Annotated in this window: 16 protein-coding genes; 7 read left to right on the top strand and 9 right to left on the bottom strand. The window is 44.8% G+C overall.

What is annotated here, in order from left to right:
* Positions 1-385 precede the first annotated feature (385 nt).
* Positions 386-619: a hypothetical protein gene (locus tag PJI16_15880; GenBank protein ID MDT3779046.1), complete on the top strand. Its 234-nt coding sequence runs from the start codon at positions 386-388 to the stop codon at positions 617-619.
* Positions 620-710: 91 nt separating this feature from the next.
* Positions 711-1,208, top strand: a complete 498-nt coding sequence (locus PJI16_15875) for a PDZ domain-containing protein (protein MDT3779045.1) — start codon at positions 711-713, stop codon at positions 1,206-1,208.
* A 414-nt stretch (positions 1,209-1,622) separates the two neighbouring features.
* Here the strand turns inward: PJI16_15875 and PJI16_15870 are convergent, their stop codons facing one another.
* Complete coding sequence (locus PJI16_15870) at positions 1,623-2,060, bottom strand: helix-turn-helix domain-containing protein (protein MDT3779044.1); 438 nt, start codon at positions 2,058-2,060, stop codon at positions 1,623-1,625.
* Between the two features lie 104 nt (positions 2,061-2,164).
* Between PJI16_15870 and PJI16_15865 the strand changes: the two genes are divergently transcribed.
* On the top strand, positions 2,165-2,395 hold the full coding sequence (locus PJI16_15865) for a hypothetical protein (protein ID MDT3779043.1): 231 nt from the start codon (positions 2,165-2,167) through the stop codon (positions 2,393-2,395).
* A gap of 293 nt (positions 2,396-2,688) precedes the next feature.
* Here the strand turns inward: PJI16_15865 and PJI16_15860 are convergent, their stop codons facing one another.
* The 3 genes from PJI16_15860 to PJI16_15850 form a co-directional block, all read right to left on the bottom strand.
* Positions 2,689-3,300: a hypothetical protein gene (locus PJI16_15860; GenBank protein ID MDT3779042.1), complete on the bottom strand. Its 612-nt coding sequence runs from the start codon at positions 3,298-3,300 to the stop codon at positions 2,689-2,691.
* Between the two features lie 92 nt (positions 3,301-3,392).
* Positions 3,393-3,776: a DUF4168 domain-containing protein gene (locus PJI16_15855; protein MDT3779041.1), complete on the bottom strand. Its 384-nt coding sequence runs from the start codon at positions 3,774-3,776 to the stop codon at positions 3,393-3,395.
* A 92-nt stretch (positions 3,777-3,868) separates the two neighbouring features.
* The gene (locus PJI16_15850) at positions 3,869-4,300 is read right to left on the bottom strand and encodes a CBS domain-containing protein (GenBank protein ID MDT3779040.1); all 432 of its coding nucleotides are present in this window, start codon (positions 4,298-4,300) and stop codon (positions 3,869-3,871) included.
* Between the two features lie 869 nt (positions 4,301-5,169).
* Here PJI16_15850 and PJI16_15845 point away from each other — a divergent pair.
* From PJI16_15845 to PJI16_15830, 4 genes are all read left to right on the top strand, one after another.
* The gene (locus PJI16_15845; GenBank protein MDT3779039.1) at positions 5,170-6,249 is read left to right on the top strand and encodes a glycosyltransferase family 4 protein; all 1,080 of its coding nucleotides are present in this window, start codon (positions 5,170-5,172) and stop codon (positions 6,247-6,249) included.
* Between the two features lie 52 nt (positions 6,250-6,301).
* Positions 6,302-7,831 (top strand): MFS transporter, encoded by a 1,530-nt coding sequence (locus PJI16_15840; GenBank protein ID MDT3779038.1) that lies wholly within the window; start codon positions 6,302-6,304, stop codon positions 7,829-7,831.
* A gap of 229 nt (positions 7,832-8,060) precedes the next feature.
* Complete coding sequence (locus PJI16_15835; GenBank protein MDT3779037.1) at positions 8,061-8,744, top strand: BON domain-containing protein; 684 nt, start codon at positions 8,061-8,063, stop codon at positions 8,742-8,744.
* Positions 8,745-8,764: 20 nt separating this feature from the next.
* On the top strand, positions 8,765-10,054 hold the full coding sequence (locus PJI16_15830) for an MFS transporter (protein MDT3779036.1): 1,290 nt from the start codon (positions 8,765-8,767) through the stop codon (positions 10,052-10,054).
* A gap of 354 nt (positions 10,055-10,408) precedes the next feature.
* Here the strand turns inward: PJI16_15830 and PJI16_15825 are convergent, their stop codons facing one another.
* From PJI16_15825 to PJI16_15805, 5 genes are all read right to left on the bottom strand, one after another.
* Positions 10,409-10,759: a response regulator gene (locus PJI16_15825; protein MDT3779035.1), complete on the bottom strand. Its 351-nt coding sequence runs from the start codon at positions 10,757-10,759 to the stop codon at positions 10,409-10,411.
* A 517-nt stretch (positions 10,760-11,276) separates the two neighbouring features.
* Complete coding sequence (locus PJI16_15820; protein MDT3779034.1) at positions 11,277-11,747, bottom strand: hypothetical protein; 471 nt, start codon at positions 11,745-11,747, stop codon at positions 11,277-11,279.
* A gap of 92 nt (positions 11,748-11,839) precedes the next feature.
* On the bottom strand, positions 11,840-12,163 hold the full coding sequence (locus tag PJI16_15815) for a hypothetical protein (protein ID MDT3779033.1): 324 nt from the start codon (positions 12,161-12,163) through the stop codon (positions 11,840-11,842).
* 373 nt (positions 12,164-12,536) lie between these two features.
* Positions 12,537-12,908, bottom strand: coding sequence for a response regulator (locus PJI16_15810; protein ID MDT3779032.1), 372 nt, complete (start codon positions 12,906-12,908; stop codon positions 12,537-12,539).
* 116 nt (positions 12,909-13,024) lie between these two features.
* On the bottom strand, positions 13,025-13,381 hold the full coding sequence (locus PJI16_15805; GenBank protein MDT3779031.1) for a hypothetical protein: 357 nt from the start codon (positions 13,379-13,381) through the stop codon (positions 13,025-13,027).
* Positions 13,382-13,410: the final 29 nt, after the last annotated feature.

The raw sequence follows: 13,410 nt of genomic DNA, 5'->3' as shown, positions 1-13,410 counted from the left end.
CGGTTCCTTTTGCCATCAGTCCGGAATCTCAATGGAGAAGTTTCCCCGCGCAACAGGAAGGGAACCAGTTGGCATTCGAATAATTTTTCAAGCAATTCATTGGTTACTTTATAGAACCTACTTTACTTTAGTAACTAGTTACTTATCTTAACTTATAAAACCGGCCAAAGACAAAAATGGTTATAATCTTAAGGAAGGTGCACAATGGGAGAATGCGAACGCTGCAGAGGATTCATGGTGAGAGACAGTATTTTTAACGTGGACGGACAGTTTTTAGAAATTGAAATGGGGAGATGCCTCAATTGCGGTCATGTCGTCGATCTCGATTTCCTGAAAACCCGTCAAATACCAAACGGTAGAATTCCAGCAAAGCAGGAAGGGGTGCTTGTCTGAGCGCCACATCTTTGTCATTCCAAGTGCATTGCGTGAAGAACGCGAAAAGGAGTTGCCAATGACAGAAATCATCGGAGGGAGTGCTGCCTATCAGTATATAGGGTCGGTCATGATCATGGCCGGTTCCCTGTGGGGATTGTTCTCGACCGCCAGAATGATCCCGCTATTCACACGAAGCCTCACGCGACATTCCAGGAATATACCCGGCGTGAAGGATGTTCCCTAACAACGCACTTCATGAATGCGACGGAAAAAGCAACGTTGGTTTCCTCGGGGAAATTAAATATTTCAAGAGTCTGTGCGATACCAGGGAGGTAATGATGAATATGATTCGTCCGACGATCCAACAGAGGATCCACCAGCTTGCCGGAATGATTGCTCACGTTGGCCAGGCCGCGATTGTGAGCATGATCCTGGCTTTTTCGTTGGGGACCCCCTATCTGCTTCAGGCCGAACCGGCTTCCCAGGCTATGACCAAGGAAAAGGCCATAAAGCTGGGAGAAGACTTCGGCATCATCGTCGGAGAAGTGGACGAAGAGATACGAGATTATTTGGGCTTAGAGCGCGCAAAAGGCGTGGTAGTCTTTGAGGTAATCGGGGGAAAACCAGCGGCTCTTGCTGGAATAAAACCCCGGGCCCTCATCAAGGAAATCAATTCCGTCGAGGTAACTACCCTGTTGGATTTCGGACTGGCTCTCCAGGACGCGTTGCCCACAGAAAATTTTTCCGTGGCAACGTATGAACCATCTGACCCCGACAATCAGGGCATCAGTGGCGGAATTAACTTTCACTTTGTTCGAGTTGAAAAAAGCTAAACCAGCTTCCGGTCCTTCTTGAAATCGTGAGCGGAATTGCCGCGTCAAAGGCCTGATGATGCCAGGACCTCCAAGAAGGGAGAAACACATTCCTTTTCGCATTCATGAATTTCTCGACCTCTCGATCTAATCGGGTGGAGTCCTTTCCCGCAGGAAACTACTCATCTTGGATTAAATTTCAGGAAAAGCCGTTCAGGCTACACCAGACACAGATGTCTTTCCACCCGTGTTGGATTCTCTTCTCACGACATGTAGGGCCTGGCGACGGTAAACACACTTTCGAGAAAGCGTTTGGTCGAGGAGAAATTCCCATCAGGCGACTTTCCGAGCCGATTGAAAGAGGGAATGTCTCACATCCCTCCATATCCGGGGAATTTCCTCGTCCAACCAATCTTTGGCGGTAGCAACGATCGCCTAATTTTTAGGTGTAGTTCTTCCCTTTTTCAGAGGAGGCATCACGGAATCGTTAGATACCGCCTTTCTCCTTTTTGCTTCTTTCACCTGAACGCTGGAGTTCGCCGTCTTTGTCTCCTGATCCTGCCATCGGTCAGCCAAAGTATTGATTTGATCCAGAATGGTGGTGAGTTCACGACCTTCCGTCGTGAGTCCATAGGTCACCTGGAGGGGAATTGTCGATGCTTGGCGACGGAAGATAATTTCAGCCTTCTCCAACGATCGCAATCGCTCCGTCAACATTTTCGATGAAATGCCCGGCATTTGACGCTTGAGCTGGCCAAAACGGGTTTCTCCATTGGTATGCAAGCGGCAAAGAATGTAAATCGTCCACGGCCCGGCAAGAATGCGAAGGAGAGAGTCCAACGGACAACCGAAAGAACTTGGTGGCAACTTCATGGTTACTTAACAGTATCTACTTTACTTTTGTAACTAGTTACTTATCTTAACCAGCAGGAAATCTCAGATGCAAGTCAACGTATCCAAAAGGAGGAAATATGTTCATGACGACTGATCAGATGAGTGCAGAGAGGACGATGAAATGCCACCGGTGCGCAGGACTGTTAGTGCGGGATTGCATTTATAATCTCGATGGTCAGTTTCATCATCTTGAGGTCTTGAGATGTCTCAATTGCGGAGATACGGTAGATCCGACCATTCTCAAAGCCCGAGGAATTAAAAATGGGAAGCGGGGAAGAATGGAACTCCAGTTTTCCTCAGGGCACGTTCATTAAATAAAAATGTTCGACAGAAAAGGGGTGGAGCACAGCATAAAAGCCCAGTGACAAAGAGACCGGGATGAGAAGGAGTATTGATGCGTGCGGGTGAAAATTGAGAGGGACGTCAGCCACAAAGAGTTGCGCTCTGTGCTCCTAGAAGGATTCGGGTCCCATTGATTCTTGTGCGCAAGAAAAAAAAGAACCCCATGGAAAGTGAATTGCCACACCAATTTTTTCACGGCAGGTAAAGAGGAAACGCGGACTAAAAACTTATTCATTCCCACCGAATGGCTATTTCAACCTTTTCTTCAGGCCATAAACCAAGCCGCGGTTAGAGAAAACACATTCTTTTCCGAGGGAAAATCGAAAGTTCCTTCTACCGAAACCCTTTCGCCAGCATTGTTCTCTGTGACAAATTGAAAGGTGCCTTTAATCGTACTGGCTTCTGGAGATAATCGGTCAGGTGAAAAGCTATCCAACGTCATTGTGCCCTCCGTATTGTTTTGGTACGCAATGGATTGTCCTTTTTCAACCGCTTCTATCTGGACATCAAAATTCTGACCTACCTTTAGTGGATCGGGGGCCATCAGGTTATAGTGTCCAGGCTGGGCTCCATCCGGGATCCGGAATATAATAAAGAATTCTCTCCCTTTCATGTCATCCCTAGGTAGATTGTTCACGAGCATATAATACCCTGGGCGATTTCCGGAAACCGTACCTTCCTTTGGAGGCAGATATGTCACAATTCCATCTCCCCATATGTCTGCATGAACCGCGTTGTCTACATTTGCAATGAATGCGGAATGTTCGCTCCTGGGCTCGGGAGTACTCTTATCGGTGGATGATTCAGAACACCCGCCGATGAAACCTGTCGTGAAGATAAAACTTAATATGATAAACCTTGAAAATTTTACTATCATGACTTTTCCCCTTCTTCGGGTTTTTCCTAGGATGCAGCTACTTACACCCCTATAATTTCCGATGATTAGGGAATTGATAGGTGAATGATTGTTTAATGCCCTCGTTGTAGTGCAATCATAAATTCATCCTGAAGACCCGGTTCACTTTGGATCGTGTGAAATATTAAATTGTATTCTTCAACCGAAAGCCCATGCTTCGCGACAGCCTGGGTCATTTTTTGGTTTGCTTCTTCCTGCAACGCATCACTTTGACCCGGCTCGGATTGAAGAATCCGCTGGGCATATATTTCACTGAGCTCCGACACTTCTTTGTAAGCTCCGGCAAAAGGTTCAAGATTTTTTCGAACCATTTCCTCTGGTGCAGATTGAGAGGAACCATCGGCGGCAGGTAGAACGGCCGCTGGCATCAATAAACAGACAAAGGCGAAACAAGCCACAATACCAAAATTTTTAAGGTTCGATTGTTGGGATTTCATAATCTTCTCCTTGTAGGATTGGTTCATCATAGGTGTAAAAATTTTGAATACCGCTTTCAAACATACATTCCTTTTCGGTAAAGCACTCTTTCTTAATTTTCTATCCCCAACCCGGCTCCGGTTAGGGCTCGAATAAGATCATGTCGGGTCAGGGAGCCGATGACTCGTCCTTCTCTTGTTATTGGTATTATTTGTAATTCTTCGTCCTGAAATAATGTGACGACCGCAGAGATGGGTGTCATTTCCGTTACCGTGGAAGTCCTATCTTCTGTCATGATGTCCTCAACTTTTACCTGCCTAATATCCTTCCCCGAATACAAGGCATTAAGGATTTCTGACTCTCCAAGGAATCCCGCTAAGTGCCCTTCGTCGTCGACCACAGGAGCCACCACCAGATGACTGGATAAAATATCCATAATGGCGGAATTTCCCTCTGATTGAGCCAGATAGATCGTCATATGAGTTGGTACGATATCGCCAACTGTTGAATAACCGGTTGCAGACATTCCCGCTATAGTCGTCATCACGCCCCCCCTTCTCTGATTTATTCTAAAAGTTTTGTTGATCCACCTTTGTCGTTCTGACCCATCCTATTTATTTTCCAAGCAAAAGGTGGACCCAAAACATATTCCTTGAGCCACAATGAATTTTCTCTTACTTTTCAAAATATTAAAAAAATCTGGCGAGACGGAATCTAATTTGAAAATTTTCAAGAGAACCACATTGAAGTAAAATTTACAGAAATTCGAGTAATACCTACAGACGTGAATACTGGAATGAAAATCATGCATGGAGCATCACATTTACCGGAATGTATCATCATTAATTCACATGTTTTTTTGCGAAACGGGCTAGGGATGGGAGATAGCGACCATTTGAAGGGTCACAGGGGAAGAAAACCTTAATAACTCTCTTTAGGTCTGATGAGTATTTTGAGCAAGGATTGTCATCCATTTCTCGTTAATTTTTCATTTCTTTAACAAAAATGGACATCTTGTCTGTTTTGAATTCCTTGCTTGTAGGGCGGACCGAATGCCCCCTCTATGATCATTCATTTCCAACGCTTCCTAGCACGCCTTAACGAAACACAACAAATTACCTCCATTAGCGAAAACCTTTTTCCTGCAATTTTCACAAAATAATTTCTTTTATCTCGTTCGTGTAACCCTTACACGGGCTTTGTAGTTTTTACATTTTTATTTCTGCTTAGAACTCACTGTTGTTTGAAATTTCCATTTCATTCCAACAAAAGTTTCATTCGCTCAATCACTTAGCTCTGCTCTCAATAAAAAATTTTGTCGGCATCGAGTTTGCTAAAAAGCGAATACAACAAAGATTAGTTTCCCCCGGAGGTTCTTTTAATTTTTTTTCATTTCCTAGAAAGGAGTTTCCCATGAGAATCGCCCAACTGGCTCCCTTGGCTGAAAGCGTTCCACCAAAACAATATGGAGGAACCGAACGGATTGTTTCCTATTTAACCGAAGAACTTGTTCGTCAGGGGCATGATGTCACTCTGTTCGCTTCCGGTGATTCTCAGACGAATGCTCATCTGAAATCCATGTGTCGGGAAGGCCTTCGAAAAACTAATGGGGTCTCCAATCCTCAGGCTCCCTTTACCATGATGTTGGAGAAGACATTCTGCTCCGCAGATCAATTTGACCTTTTTCATTCTCATCTGGATTTTTTAGCCTTTCCCTTAGCCCGGCGTTGTGGGACTCCCGTCCTCACCACACTTCATGGCCGCCTGGACCTTCCCGAACTGAAACCCATTTTTGCAGAATTTTTAGATTGCCCGCTTATTTCCATTTCCAATGCCCAACGGAACCCTCTGGCTTGGGCAAACTGGAAACAAACCATCTACCATGGATTACCCGAAAATCTGTACAGCTTTCATCCTGATTCAGGTTCCTACCTCGTATTTGTCGGGCGATTAACACCGGAGAAACGACCCGATCATGCCATTGAAATTGCCAAACGCGTGGGCATGCCTTTAAAAATAGCTGCGAAAGTCGATCCTGTTGACCAGGAATATTTTCATACAGTCATTAAACCCCTCTTATCGGATCCCTTAGTGGAATACGTGGGTGAAGTCACGGATGCCGAAAAAAATGACTTAATCGGCAATGCCTTTGCTTTGGTCGCACCCTTTGATTGGCCAGAACCTTTCGGTTTGGTCTTTATTGAGGCATTGGCTTGTGGCACACCGGTATTAGCATATCGTCGAGGTTCCGTTCCCGAAATAATTGATGACGGGCATACCGGATTCATTTGTGACTCCATCGAACACATGATTAAAGCCGTGCCCTGCATCGCTTCTCTTGACCGTCAACCATGCCGTTTGGCCTTTGAACAACGGTTTACCGTTACACGAATGGTTCAAGACTACCTAAGAGCCTATGAAAATCTATTGAACGTCCAGGAGGAGAGCTACCAACCTTCATTAAACGGTCGTGAAACGGCTGTGAATTTCTAACCTCCGTTGCTTTGAGCATATAGGAACCATTTCGTGTAGAACCAGGAACATCATGGCTACTTCTAATCATTTGGACACCTCACCCAATAGATGGGATCTGTTTGGAAATCGAAACTTCCGCATGCTGTTGGCCTCTCAGGCCGTTTCACAAATTGGGGACGGGTTAACCAAAGTGGCTCTTTTATGGTTTGTGTACCAACTGACGGGATCAGCCTTGAAAATGACGATCATCGGTCTATTGCAAACAATTCCCCCGCTGGTTCTGAGCCCGGTCATCGGTGTGTATTTAGATCGATTGCCTAAAAAACCTGTGATGGTAATCCTTGATGTCATTCGAGCTTTTTTAATTGCTCTTATTCCTGTCCTGTATGTTTTTGATGCCCTGACCCTGGAAGTGTTGTTTATTTTGGTGTTTTTCACAGCTATCTTCTCTACGGCTTTTGGTCCGGCATTGGCCGCATCCCTTCCTCTTCTTGTCAAGCCCTCTGAACTCATGTCCGCCAACTCTCTTCTTCAATCCACAACAAATATGGGCATATTGATCGGGCCGGCTATATGCGGAGTCTTGATTGCATGGCTGGGCACCCAGAATGTTCTTTATGTAGATGCGGCAACCTTTCTGCTATCCGCCTTGTGCCTATTGCCGATCAAAGGTCATTTATTGACGACCGCTCCCAGGATCGCCAATGCGACTTCGAATATCAGTCAGGACCTGGCTGTCGGAATGCGATTTGTGTTTAGAGAAAAACCCGTGCTTCGCGCCCTTCTCATTACAACGGTCTTTTATACCTTGGGAGCCAGCGCCTTTATCTATGTGCTTCCACTTTTCGTCAACGATCACATTGAAGCCGATCCGAGATGGTTGGGGTGGCTGTGGTCTGCCATGGGGGCAGGGATGCTTGCGACCTCTTTTGGTTTGGGTTGCGTGAAGAAGCTGGAACAGAAGAGTCGGACCTTCCTCATGGCTTTTTCAATGGTCGTGGGCGGAAGTGCGCTGCAATTCCTTGCTCATTCACAATCGGTCATGTGGGGCTTTATCCTTGTGACCCTTATTGGGGCCAGTACGGCTGCCTTCACTCCCATTGCCTGGTCTATCATTCAGGAAACAACTCCCAACCATTTAATGGGACGAGTGTTTACCTTAATCAATACTGCGAGTATGGCCATGGCCAGCGGGGGCATGGTGGCCTTTGGAGGGGTGGCTGATAACTTCGGATCAATGGCCGGCATCTCGATGATTGGTTTCGTATTTTTGATCACAGGCATAATCGTGATTTTTTCGAATCGTTCCCCCATTCAGGCGGAAAAGCCTCTCCCGTGGAAGGCAACTGAATCTCCTGACCATTCTGATTTCAAAAGGGCTTGGCATCCAGTCAGAATGGGAAATTCCACTTCTCCCCTCGATAGACCATGGACAAGGAACCTTCAATGGATCTCAATTAAGTCTCCATATCCATTTAGGCAAATACCGTCTGTCCGCCCAGCATCTGGCTCGCGCGCACCGCCGGACCAGCAAAAGTTTCGCATGAGTCCTCAGACGCTCATCTATAAGAATGAAGGATATGAAGCGATTCCGCCTTAGACCACTTTTCACATTCCTAGAACAATTTACACTTAGGAGAAACTTTTCGAGTCCAATTAGTCTCAGAGGGTTCCATCGTTTCGACAGACATCTCAATCAGAAAAGGTTTGTTAAAAACCAGACAATCTGGGTCAAAGATTTGTCGTATTTCATGAATCCATTTTCTACCGGAGTCCAACCTGAATGATTTCTGAAGAAATATGCAGCTTGAATGGAATTGGGATGAATCATGACAAATTTCGACATGCAAATTATCAATAAAATCTTAATGAAATCGACTTTTACAATTAGTTGTATTATATGGGGGCATATATGGGCCATAAATGTGACTCATGGCTATGATGTGCCCATTTCAGTGCCAGGCGGAACTCATATTCTTCGTGTCCAGAATCATCAAACTAACCCATCCCCGAAAAAAGAATTTTCTGGCGAAGATCAGCGAAAAACATCAGCCAACATCATAGAATCCCGGAATTTGGAATTAAAACTGGTGTTTATGGGAGATCCCCGTCTCTTTCCTTTTGATATCGATTGCCAGATCCAAGAAAAGACAGTCAAATTGACTGGCTCGGTAACCCTTGAAGAAGAAAAGACTTTGGCTACGCTCCTGGCTTCACACCTGATAAAGGAAAAAGAAATTGTCAATCTCATCGAGGTCCGTCCCTCCTTGAGCGCAACCTTGCAAGCCGGCATGGACACTAGACTGACGGAACTAGTTAAACAGCGTTTTGCCAAAAGCCAAACCTTGCGGGACGCCAACTTCGAAATAATCACAATTCGAGGGATGGTGTCTCTAAAGGGCCAAACCCGATTTCAGGTGATTGCCTTGGAGGCCGCACAAGCCGCCCGGGAAATTCCCGGCGTTATTGCTGTTCTTACCCAAAACATTCGTCTTGAGGCAGGGAATGAGTGAAGGAACTCATGTAGAAAGTTATGGCCAAACTTTCTCTATCTTCTCCCACCCTTCTTCAATCGGTGTCTATTGCAACCAATCCTCCGCTCTTGTTGCAAAGAAATTTTGGAATTATTTGGTGGAGTCAGCTTATCTCTCAAATCGGAGATGGAGTAACCAAACTGGCACTATTATGGTTTGTCTATGCGGTCACCGGCTCCGCGCTCCAAACAACGATCATTGGAATCCTGCAAACACTCCCTCCTATTGTGTTGGGCCCATTCATCGGAGTCTTCATTGACCGTTTCCCCAAAAAAATCATTCTCATCGGGACGGATCTTATACGAGCACTCGTTATTGGAGTCATTCCCTGCCTGGTCTCACATGAAGCATTCACGGTTGAATTCCTATATGTGTTGGTATTTTGCAATGCCGTAGCCACCTCCTTATTCGCTCCGGCCTTATTCGCCTCCATTCCGTTTATCGTGGCGAAATCCGCCTTAACAGCCGCAAATGCACTCCTGCAAAGCACAATGAGTCTGGGAGTAATATTCGGCCCGTTGTTGAGCGGATTAGGGATCGCCCTTTTAAGTTCACAGGAGGTGCTCTGCATTAATGTCTTGACCTATATTGGATCGGCCCTGCTTTTGATATTTGTTTCAATTCCCGAGGTGACTCACCGGGCTAAAACCTTCCAAAACTCTCTCATCAATTATGTGAAAGATTTACAAGAGGGCATCCAATTTACCTTTTTCCAGCAGCCAGTTATTGTTCCCCTTATGCTTACGGCGGGACTGTACAGTTTTGTGATGAGCGCCTTTCATACTTTATTGCCGGTCTTTGGCAGGAACATGTTGAAATTTGGGCCAGTGGAAGTCGGTTATGTCACATCAGGGGTGGGAGTGGGCCTATTTTTGGCATCCCTATTCCTTGCCAAGGTCAATCTAGGAGCACAGTGGCGACGCATTCGTCTATTAGCCACAACCAGTCTTATGGCCGCTTTCGCTTTATGGGCTCTCACAGGAGCCATTGGGTTGCCTCTTAGCCTGGTAATCGTTGTTGTTATTGGCATAGGAAGCGGCGTTTTGACCCCAATTGAGTGGGGAATTATCCAGGAAATCTCTCCTCCACAACTTATAGGACGGGTTTTGGCCTTATATGGAACCTTGGCCATGCTCGCGGCCATCGGAGGAATGACGATGTTTGGGTGGATTATGGAACAGTTCGGGGAAATCTGGACGCTTCTGGGTATGGGGGCGGTCCTACTCATCACGTCCCAGGTCGCATTCAAACTTTCACGTAGAGTCCGATCCCACTCCAATTTAGATTAGTAGTTGAGTAAAATCCCTTCCTCCTGTTCATTCCTGTATCCCAAAGAGATCTCCTTCCCATGTCCCAACGACAACCGGGAAACGCCTTCACTTAATAGGAGAGGTGAGTTTCCACGATGAACTGAGGAGGATAGAATTATAAATGTTTTTTTATCGAAGAGAAGAAGAGCAGAAAGAGATTAAGGAGCTTGTGATCCTTACCAAAACATTCGGAAAATTCATCATATTCAATCCTAACTTTTCCCCCAAGAAATGATCCTTCATGGGATATAATTAATTCTGAAAACCCGCATTCTTGGCGTTGGAATTACTCTGATCCCCAGTAAATCAAATGTATGTCTAACCATAAAATTTTCATAATTCACTAAACACTTCTACAACTTTTAACGATAAATCAGAGAGAGAGCAGGGTTTTTCCAGAATGGCATAAACCCCTGCCTGTTCAGCTTTTTGTCGAATGGGCACACTGATATCTCCTGACACAAAAATTATGGGTAAATCTCTGTGATTTTTCTGGAGCCATTCGATTAACTCTAGTCCATCCATTTTAGGCATGCGAAAATCAGTCACCACCATATCAACATGATTTTTTTTGAGTTGTACTTTGGCCTCTTCCCCATTGCCTGCTTCTACACATGTCAGTCCCAATCGCACCAACCTGTCACGTAAAAGCAATCGAAAGTCTTCTTCATCATCAACAATCATGACAGTTTTCCCTGTTGATCCTTTCTGAGGGAATGGTTCCCTTATCGTCACAAAATCATACCGATTGAATATGTTCCCAAGTAATTGTGTGGTCATCGTGAGCCTCCTTCATTATTTCAATTCCCCTACATACCTCTTCCATAAAAGAACTCCATTCAGGAATACAAAATTTGCTTTTTGTATCTCGAATAACCCTTCCATTTAAATAATATTCTTTAAATATCGCCATTTACATGGATTTCGCTTCCGGAACCTCGACGCACATCCTCCGAATTTTTGCACCAAAGGGGGTTTATTCCTATCAGATACCCAGACACCGCTTTGAACTTTTACTAATAAATATTTGAGGCAACATTTTGACGCATCAGTGAAGGGTTGTCCCTGGTTCATCCTGAAATTCTTGGATCTTAATAGCATATCCGGCGTTTCCTAATTGAGCGATAATGGTGCTCCCTTCATAAATGTTCCCTTCAAGAGTGCTCCGATCATCAAGATGTAAAATTTCAGTATTCTCACCCTAATTTACAATAAGAAAGTTTCCATCCATTCGTTCGACTCTTCCGCTAATCTGACGCGGCAAAACAGAATTATTTGAATACGCATTATTCTGCTCAATTTTCTGAACGGTTTGAATCATTCCATTCCTTTCAATAATTGCCTTCACACGATCCCCTAAAAAAATCTCTCCAATTTTCTGTGTTTTTTCTCCAAGGTGGAGATCCCATACTTTCCCTAACGGGGTTTCCACTTTGTATCGACGATCCTTCATTTGAGAAAAATCTTTTCCCACAAATTCCCCTTGGACCCTTGTAACCTCTCCTTCAATGGTGATTTGCCCGATGTCTCCTTGTCCTTGAATCACATCTTTCCTTGGAGCATCGGAAAACATCGCCATATCCGTTGAAGGATCCAAACCCAACACTCCGACCATGACAATCACGGAAACACCTATCGCAATATGAAAATGATTGGAATTTTGTCTCTTCATGGCCCTCCCTCTCTTCTTCGTCCCACTCAACCTTCATTCGGCCGAGAATCGGAGAAAACTTCTATGCGATCTTTCCCCCTTCCCTAGAACCCTTACTCATTCATGAGCACTTTCACTTTCTTGGCATGACCATCTCCCTCTACCATAGCGATAATCGTTACCCCTGGCAGAACACGACCGATGGTGTCGGTATACTTATCCACTTGAATCTTCCATTCAGTCCCTTCAAAATCTTCCACAACACACCAATCCCACTGTAGGTCTTGAACAGTCCCGCTTACCATGGTCAAAAGTTCTTTCTGATTCGCTTGTTCGGTCAAGTCATTGGTCGTTCCCCGTACTTCGGATGCCTCTGCAATCGGACTGGCCCAAATGGAAATGAAAAACCCTATGACGAAATACGAAAAGATTTTCATGAGATCCTCCTTCGGTTATAGGGCGTAATTTGAATTCCCTCCCAACCCTGCCCAGTTTTTTCGGGAAAGAGGGTCCTCAATCTAAAAAAGCTATACCGCAACTTTGACGCCAGAACAGTCCTGTGGACTTATTCAAGAAAAACCCTTGAGAAATCACGAATTTTGGGGTGGGGATATCGGCCGCATCAGAGAGGACCATGTAAAAAGTCCTCGAACCGGTAAAAATTACAAAAAGTTGAAATTTTTACAAAGCAATGAGAAAAAACCTCTGATGCCGCAGATACGGTTTTAGAAGAAAAGAAATATTGAACTAACCAAAAGGAGGAAGGGGGACAACCGGAAGGAAGAGTGTCAATGGCCTGGAACTGACTATTCAGCCCCCGAGAGTTTCCATCAGAGATTTAAGATGGGCAGGGCGAATGGGTTTTTCCAAGCATCCAGCCAAATTGAATTGTTGAGCGCGAGCCTTAATCCCTTTTTCTCCACTGACGACAATGATGTCTATGCTTGGGTTAAATGATCTGAAAATCCGGATCAAATCCCAGCCATTAATTTCCACATTCATGACAGGAGGAAGGTTGATATCGATGACGGCCACTTCAAAGAAATTCTCTTTGATTTTCTTAATAGCCTGCAAGCCGTCTTGGGAAGTATCCGCATGATATCCATACATTCTGAGCATAGACTGGAGGCCCTCACGGCTATTCAGATCATCCTCTACGATTAACACGTTTTTTTTTGTCATTCGACACCAATTTGGGAGGCATCCTCACCAGCAAGAAAGGAATTTCCTGTTAATTGCCAATATTCCTCTTCCAACATTGGACTTCTCTCCCGATAATTCTTCAAACCCATTTCTTGCTACGGTTTTGTGGAATTATTGACAATTTCTTTAGTCAAAGTATGGGCTTTCTCGGATAGATTCAATGCCATGGACAGATCATTTTGTGAAAAAGCCTCTTGGGCTTTTTCCAGAAAACTATTAATAGAAATGTAGGTATCGTGCTGTTCCTTGGACAGTTGGCTTTCATTAATGGTACGCAACAAATTTTGCGTCTCATCTATTTTTGACTTGTAGGTCACAATTTCCTGACGATTATCCTTATTAGGAATCTCGGGGACAAGAATTGCCGGTTTTTGTTCTTGGGATTCCGGGACGTGTTGTTGCGGTTTATCGGATGGGATTTCATTTTTCCCGGGGATAGGCTCGGAAGACATGCGGTCATCTACAGAAACTGGCCTGATAG

The sequence above is a fragment of the Nitrospira sp. MA-1 genome, assembly GCA_032139905.1.
Classification (GTDB): domain Bacteria; phylum Nitrospirota; class Nitrospiria; order Nitrospirales; family UBA8639; genus Nitrospira_E.
The sequence above is the reverse complement of the archived record's forward strand: the minus strand, read 5'-3'. Positions and strand labels throughout refer to the sequence as shown.

What these genes read in the sequence shown, in the direction of transcription:
- PJI16_15875 (MDT3779045.1), top strand. Translation starts at nt 711, where the DNA reads ATGATGAATATGATTCGTCCGACGATCCAACAGAGGATCCACCAGCTT.
- PJI16_15870 (MDT3779044.1), bottom strand. Translation starts at nt 2,060, where the DNA reads ATGAAGTTGCCACCAAGTTCTTTCGGTTGTCCGTTGGACTCTCTCCTT.
- PJI16_15865 (MDT3779043.1), top strand. Translation starts at nt 2,165, where the DNA reads ATGACGACTGATCAGATGAGTGCAGAGAGGACGATGAAATGCCACCGG.
- PJI16_15860 (MDT3779042.1), bottom strand. Translation starts at nt 3,300, where the DNA reads ATGATAGTAAAATTTTCAAGGTTTATCATATTAAGTTTTATCTTCACG.
- PJI16_15855 (MDT3779041.1), bottom strand. Translation starts at nt 3,776, where the DNA reads ATGAAATCCCAACAATCGAACCTTAAAAATTTTGGTATTGTGGCTTGT.
- PJI16_15850 (MDT3779040.1), bottom strand. Translation starts at nt 4,300, where the DNA reads ATGACGACTATAGCGGGAATGTCTGCAACCGGTTATTCAACAGTTGGC.
- PJI16_15845 (MDT3779039.1), top strand. Translation starts at nt 5,170, where the DNA reads ATGAGAATCGCCCAACTGGCTCCCTTGGCTGAAAGCGTTCCACCAAAA.
- PJI16_15840 (MDT3779038.1), top strand. Translation starts at nt 6,302, where the DNA reads ATGGCTACTTCTAATCATTTGGACACCTCACCCAATAGATGGGATCTG.
- PJI16_15835 (MDT3779037.1), top strand. Translation starts at nt 8,061, where the DNA reads ATGACAAATTTCGACATGCAAATTATCAATAAAATCTTAATGAAATCG.
- PJI16_15830 (MDT3779036.1), top strand. Translation starts at nt 8,765, where the DNA reads ATGGCCAAACTTTCTCTATCTTCTCCCACCCTTCTTCAATCGGTGTCT.
- PJI16_15825 (MDT3779035.1), bottom strand. Translation starts at nt 10,759, where the DNA reads ATGATTGTTGATGATGAAGAAGACTTTCGATTGCTTTTACGTGACAGG.
- PJI16_15820 (MDT3779034.1), bottom strand. Translation starts at nt 11,747, where the DNA reads ATGAAGAGACAAAATTCCAATCATTTTCATATTGCGATAGGTGTTTCC.
- PJI16_15815 (MDT3779033.1), bottom strand. Translation starts at nt 12,163, where the DNA reads ATGAAAATCTTTTCGTATTTCGTCATAGGGTTTTTCATTTCCATTTGG.
- PJI16_15810 (MDT3779032.1), bottom strand. Translation starts at nt 12,908, where the DNA reads ATGACAAAAAAAAACGTGTTAATCGTAGAGGATGATCTGAATAGCCGT.
- PJI16_15805 (MDT3779031.1), bottom strand. Translation starts at nt 13,381, where the DNA reads ATGTCTTCCGAGCCTATCCCCGGGAAAAATGAAATCCCATCCGATAAA.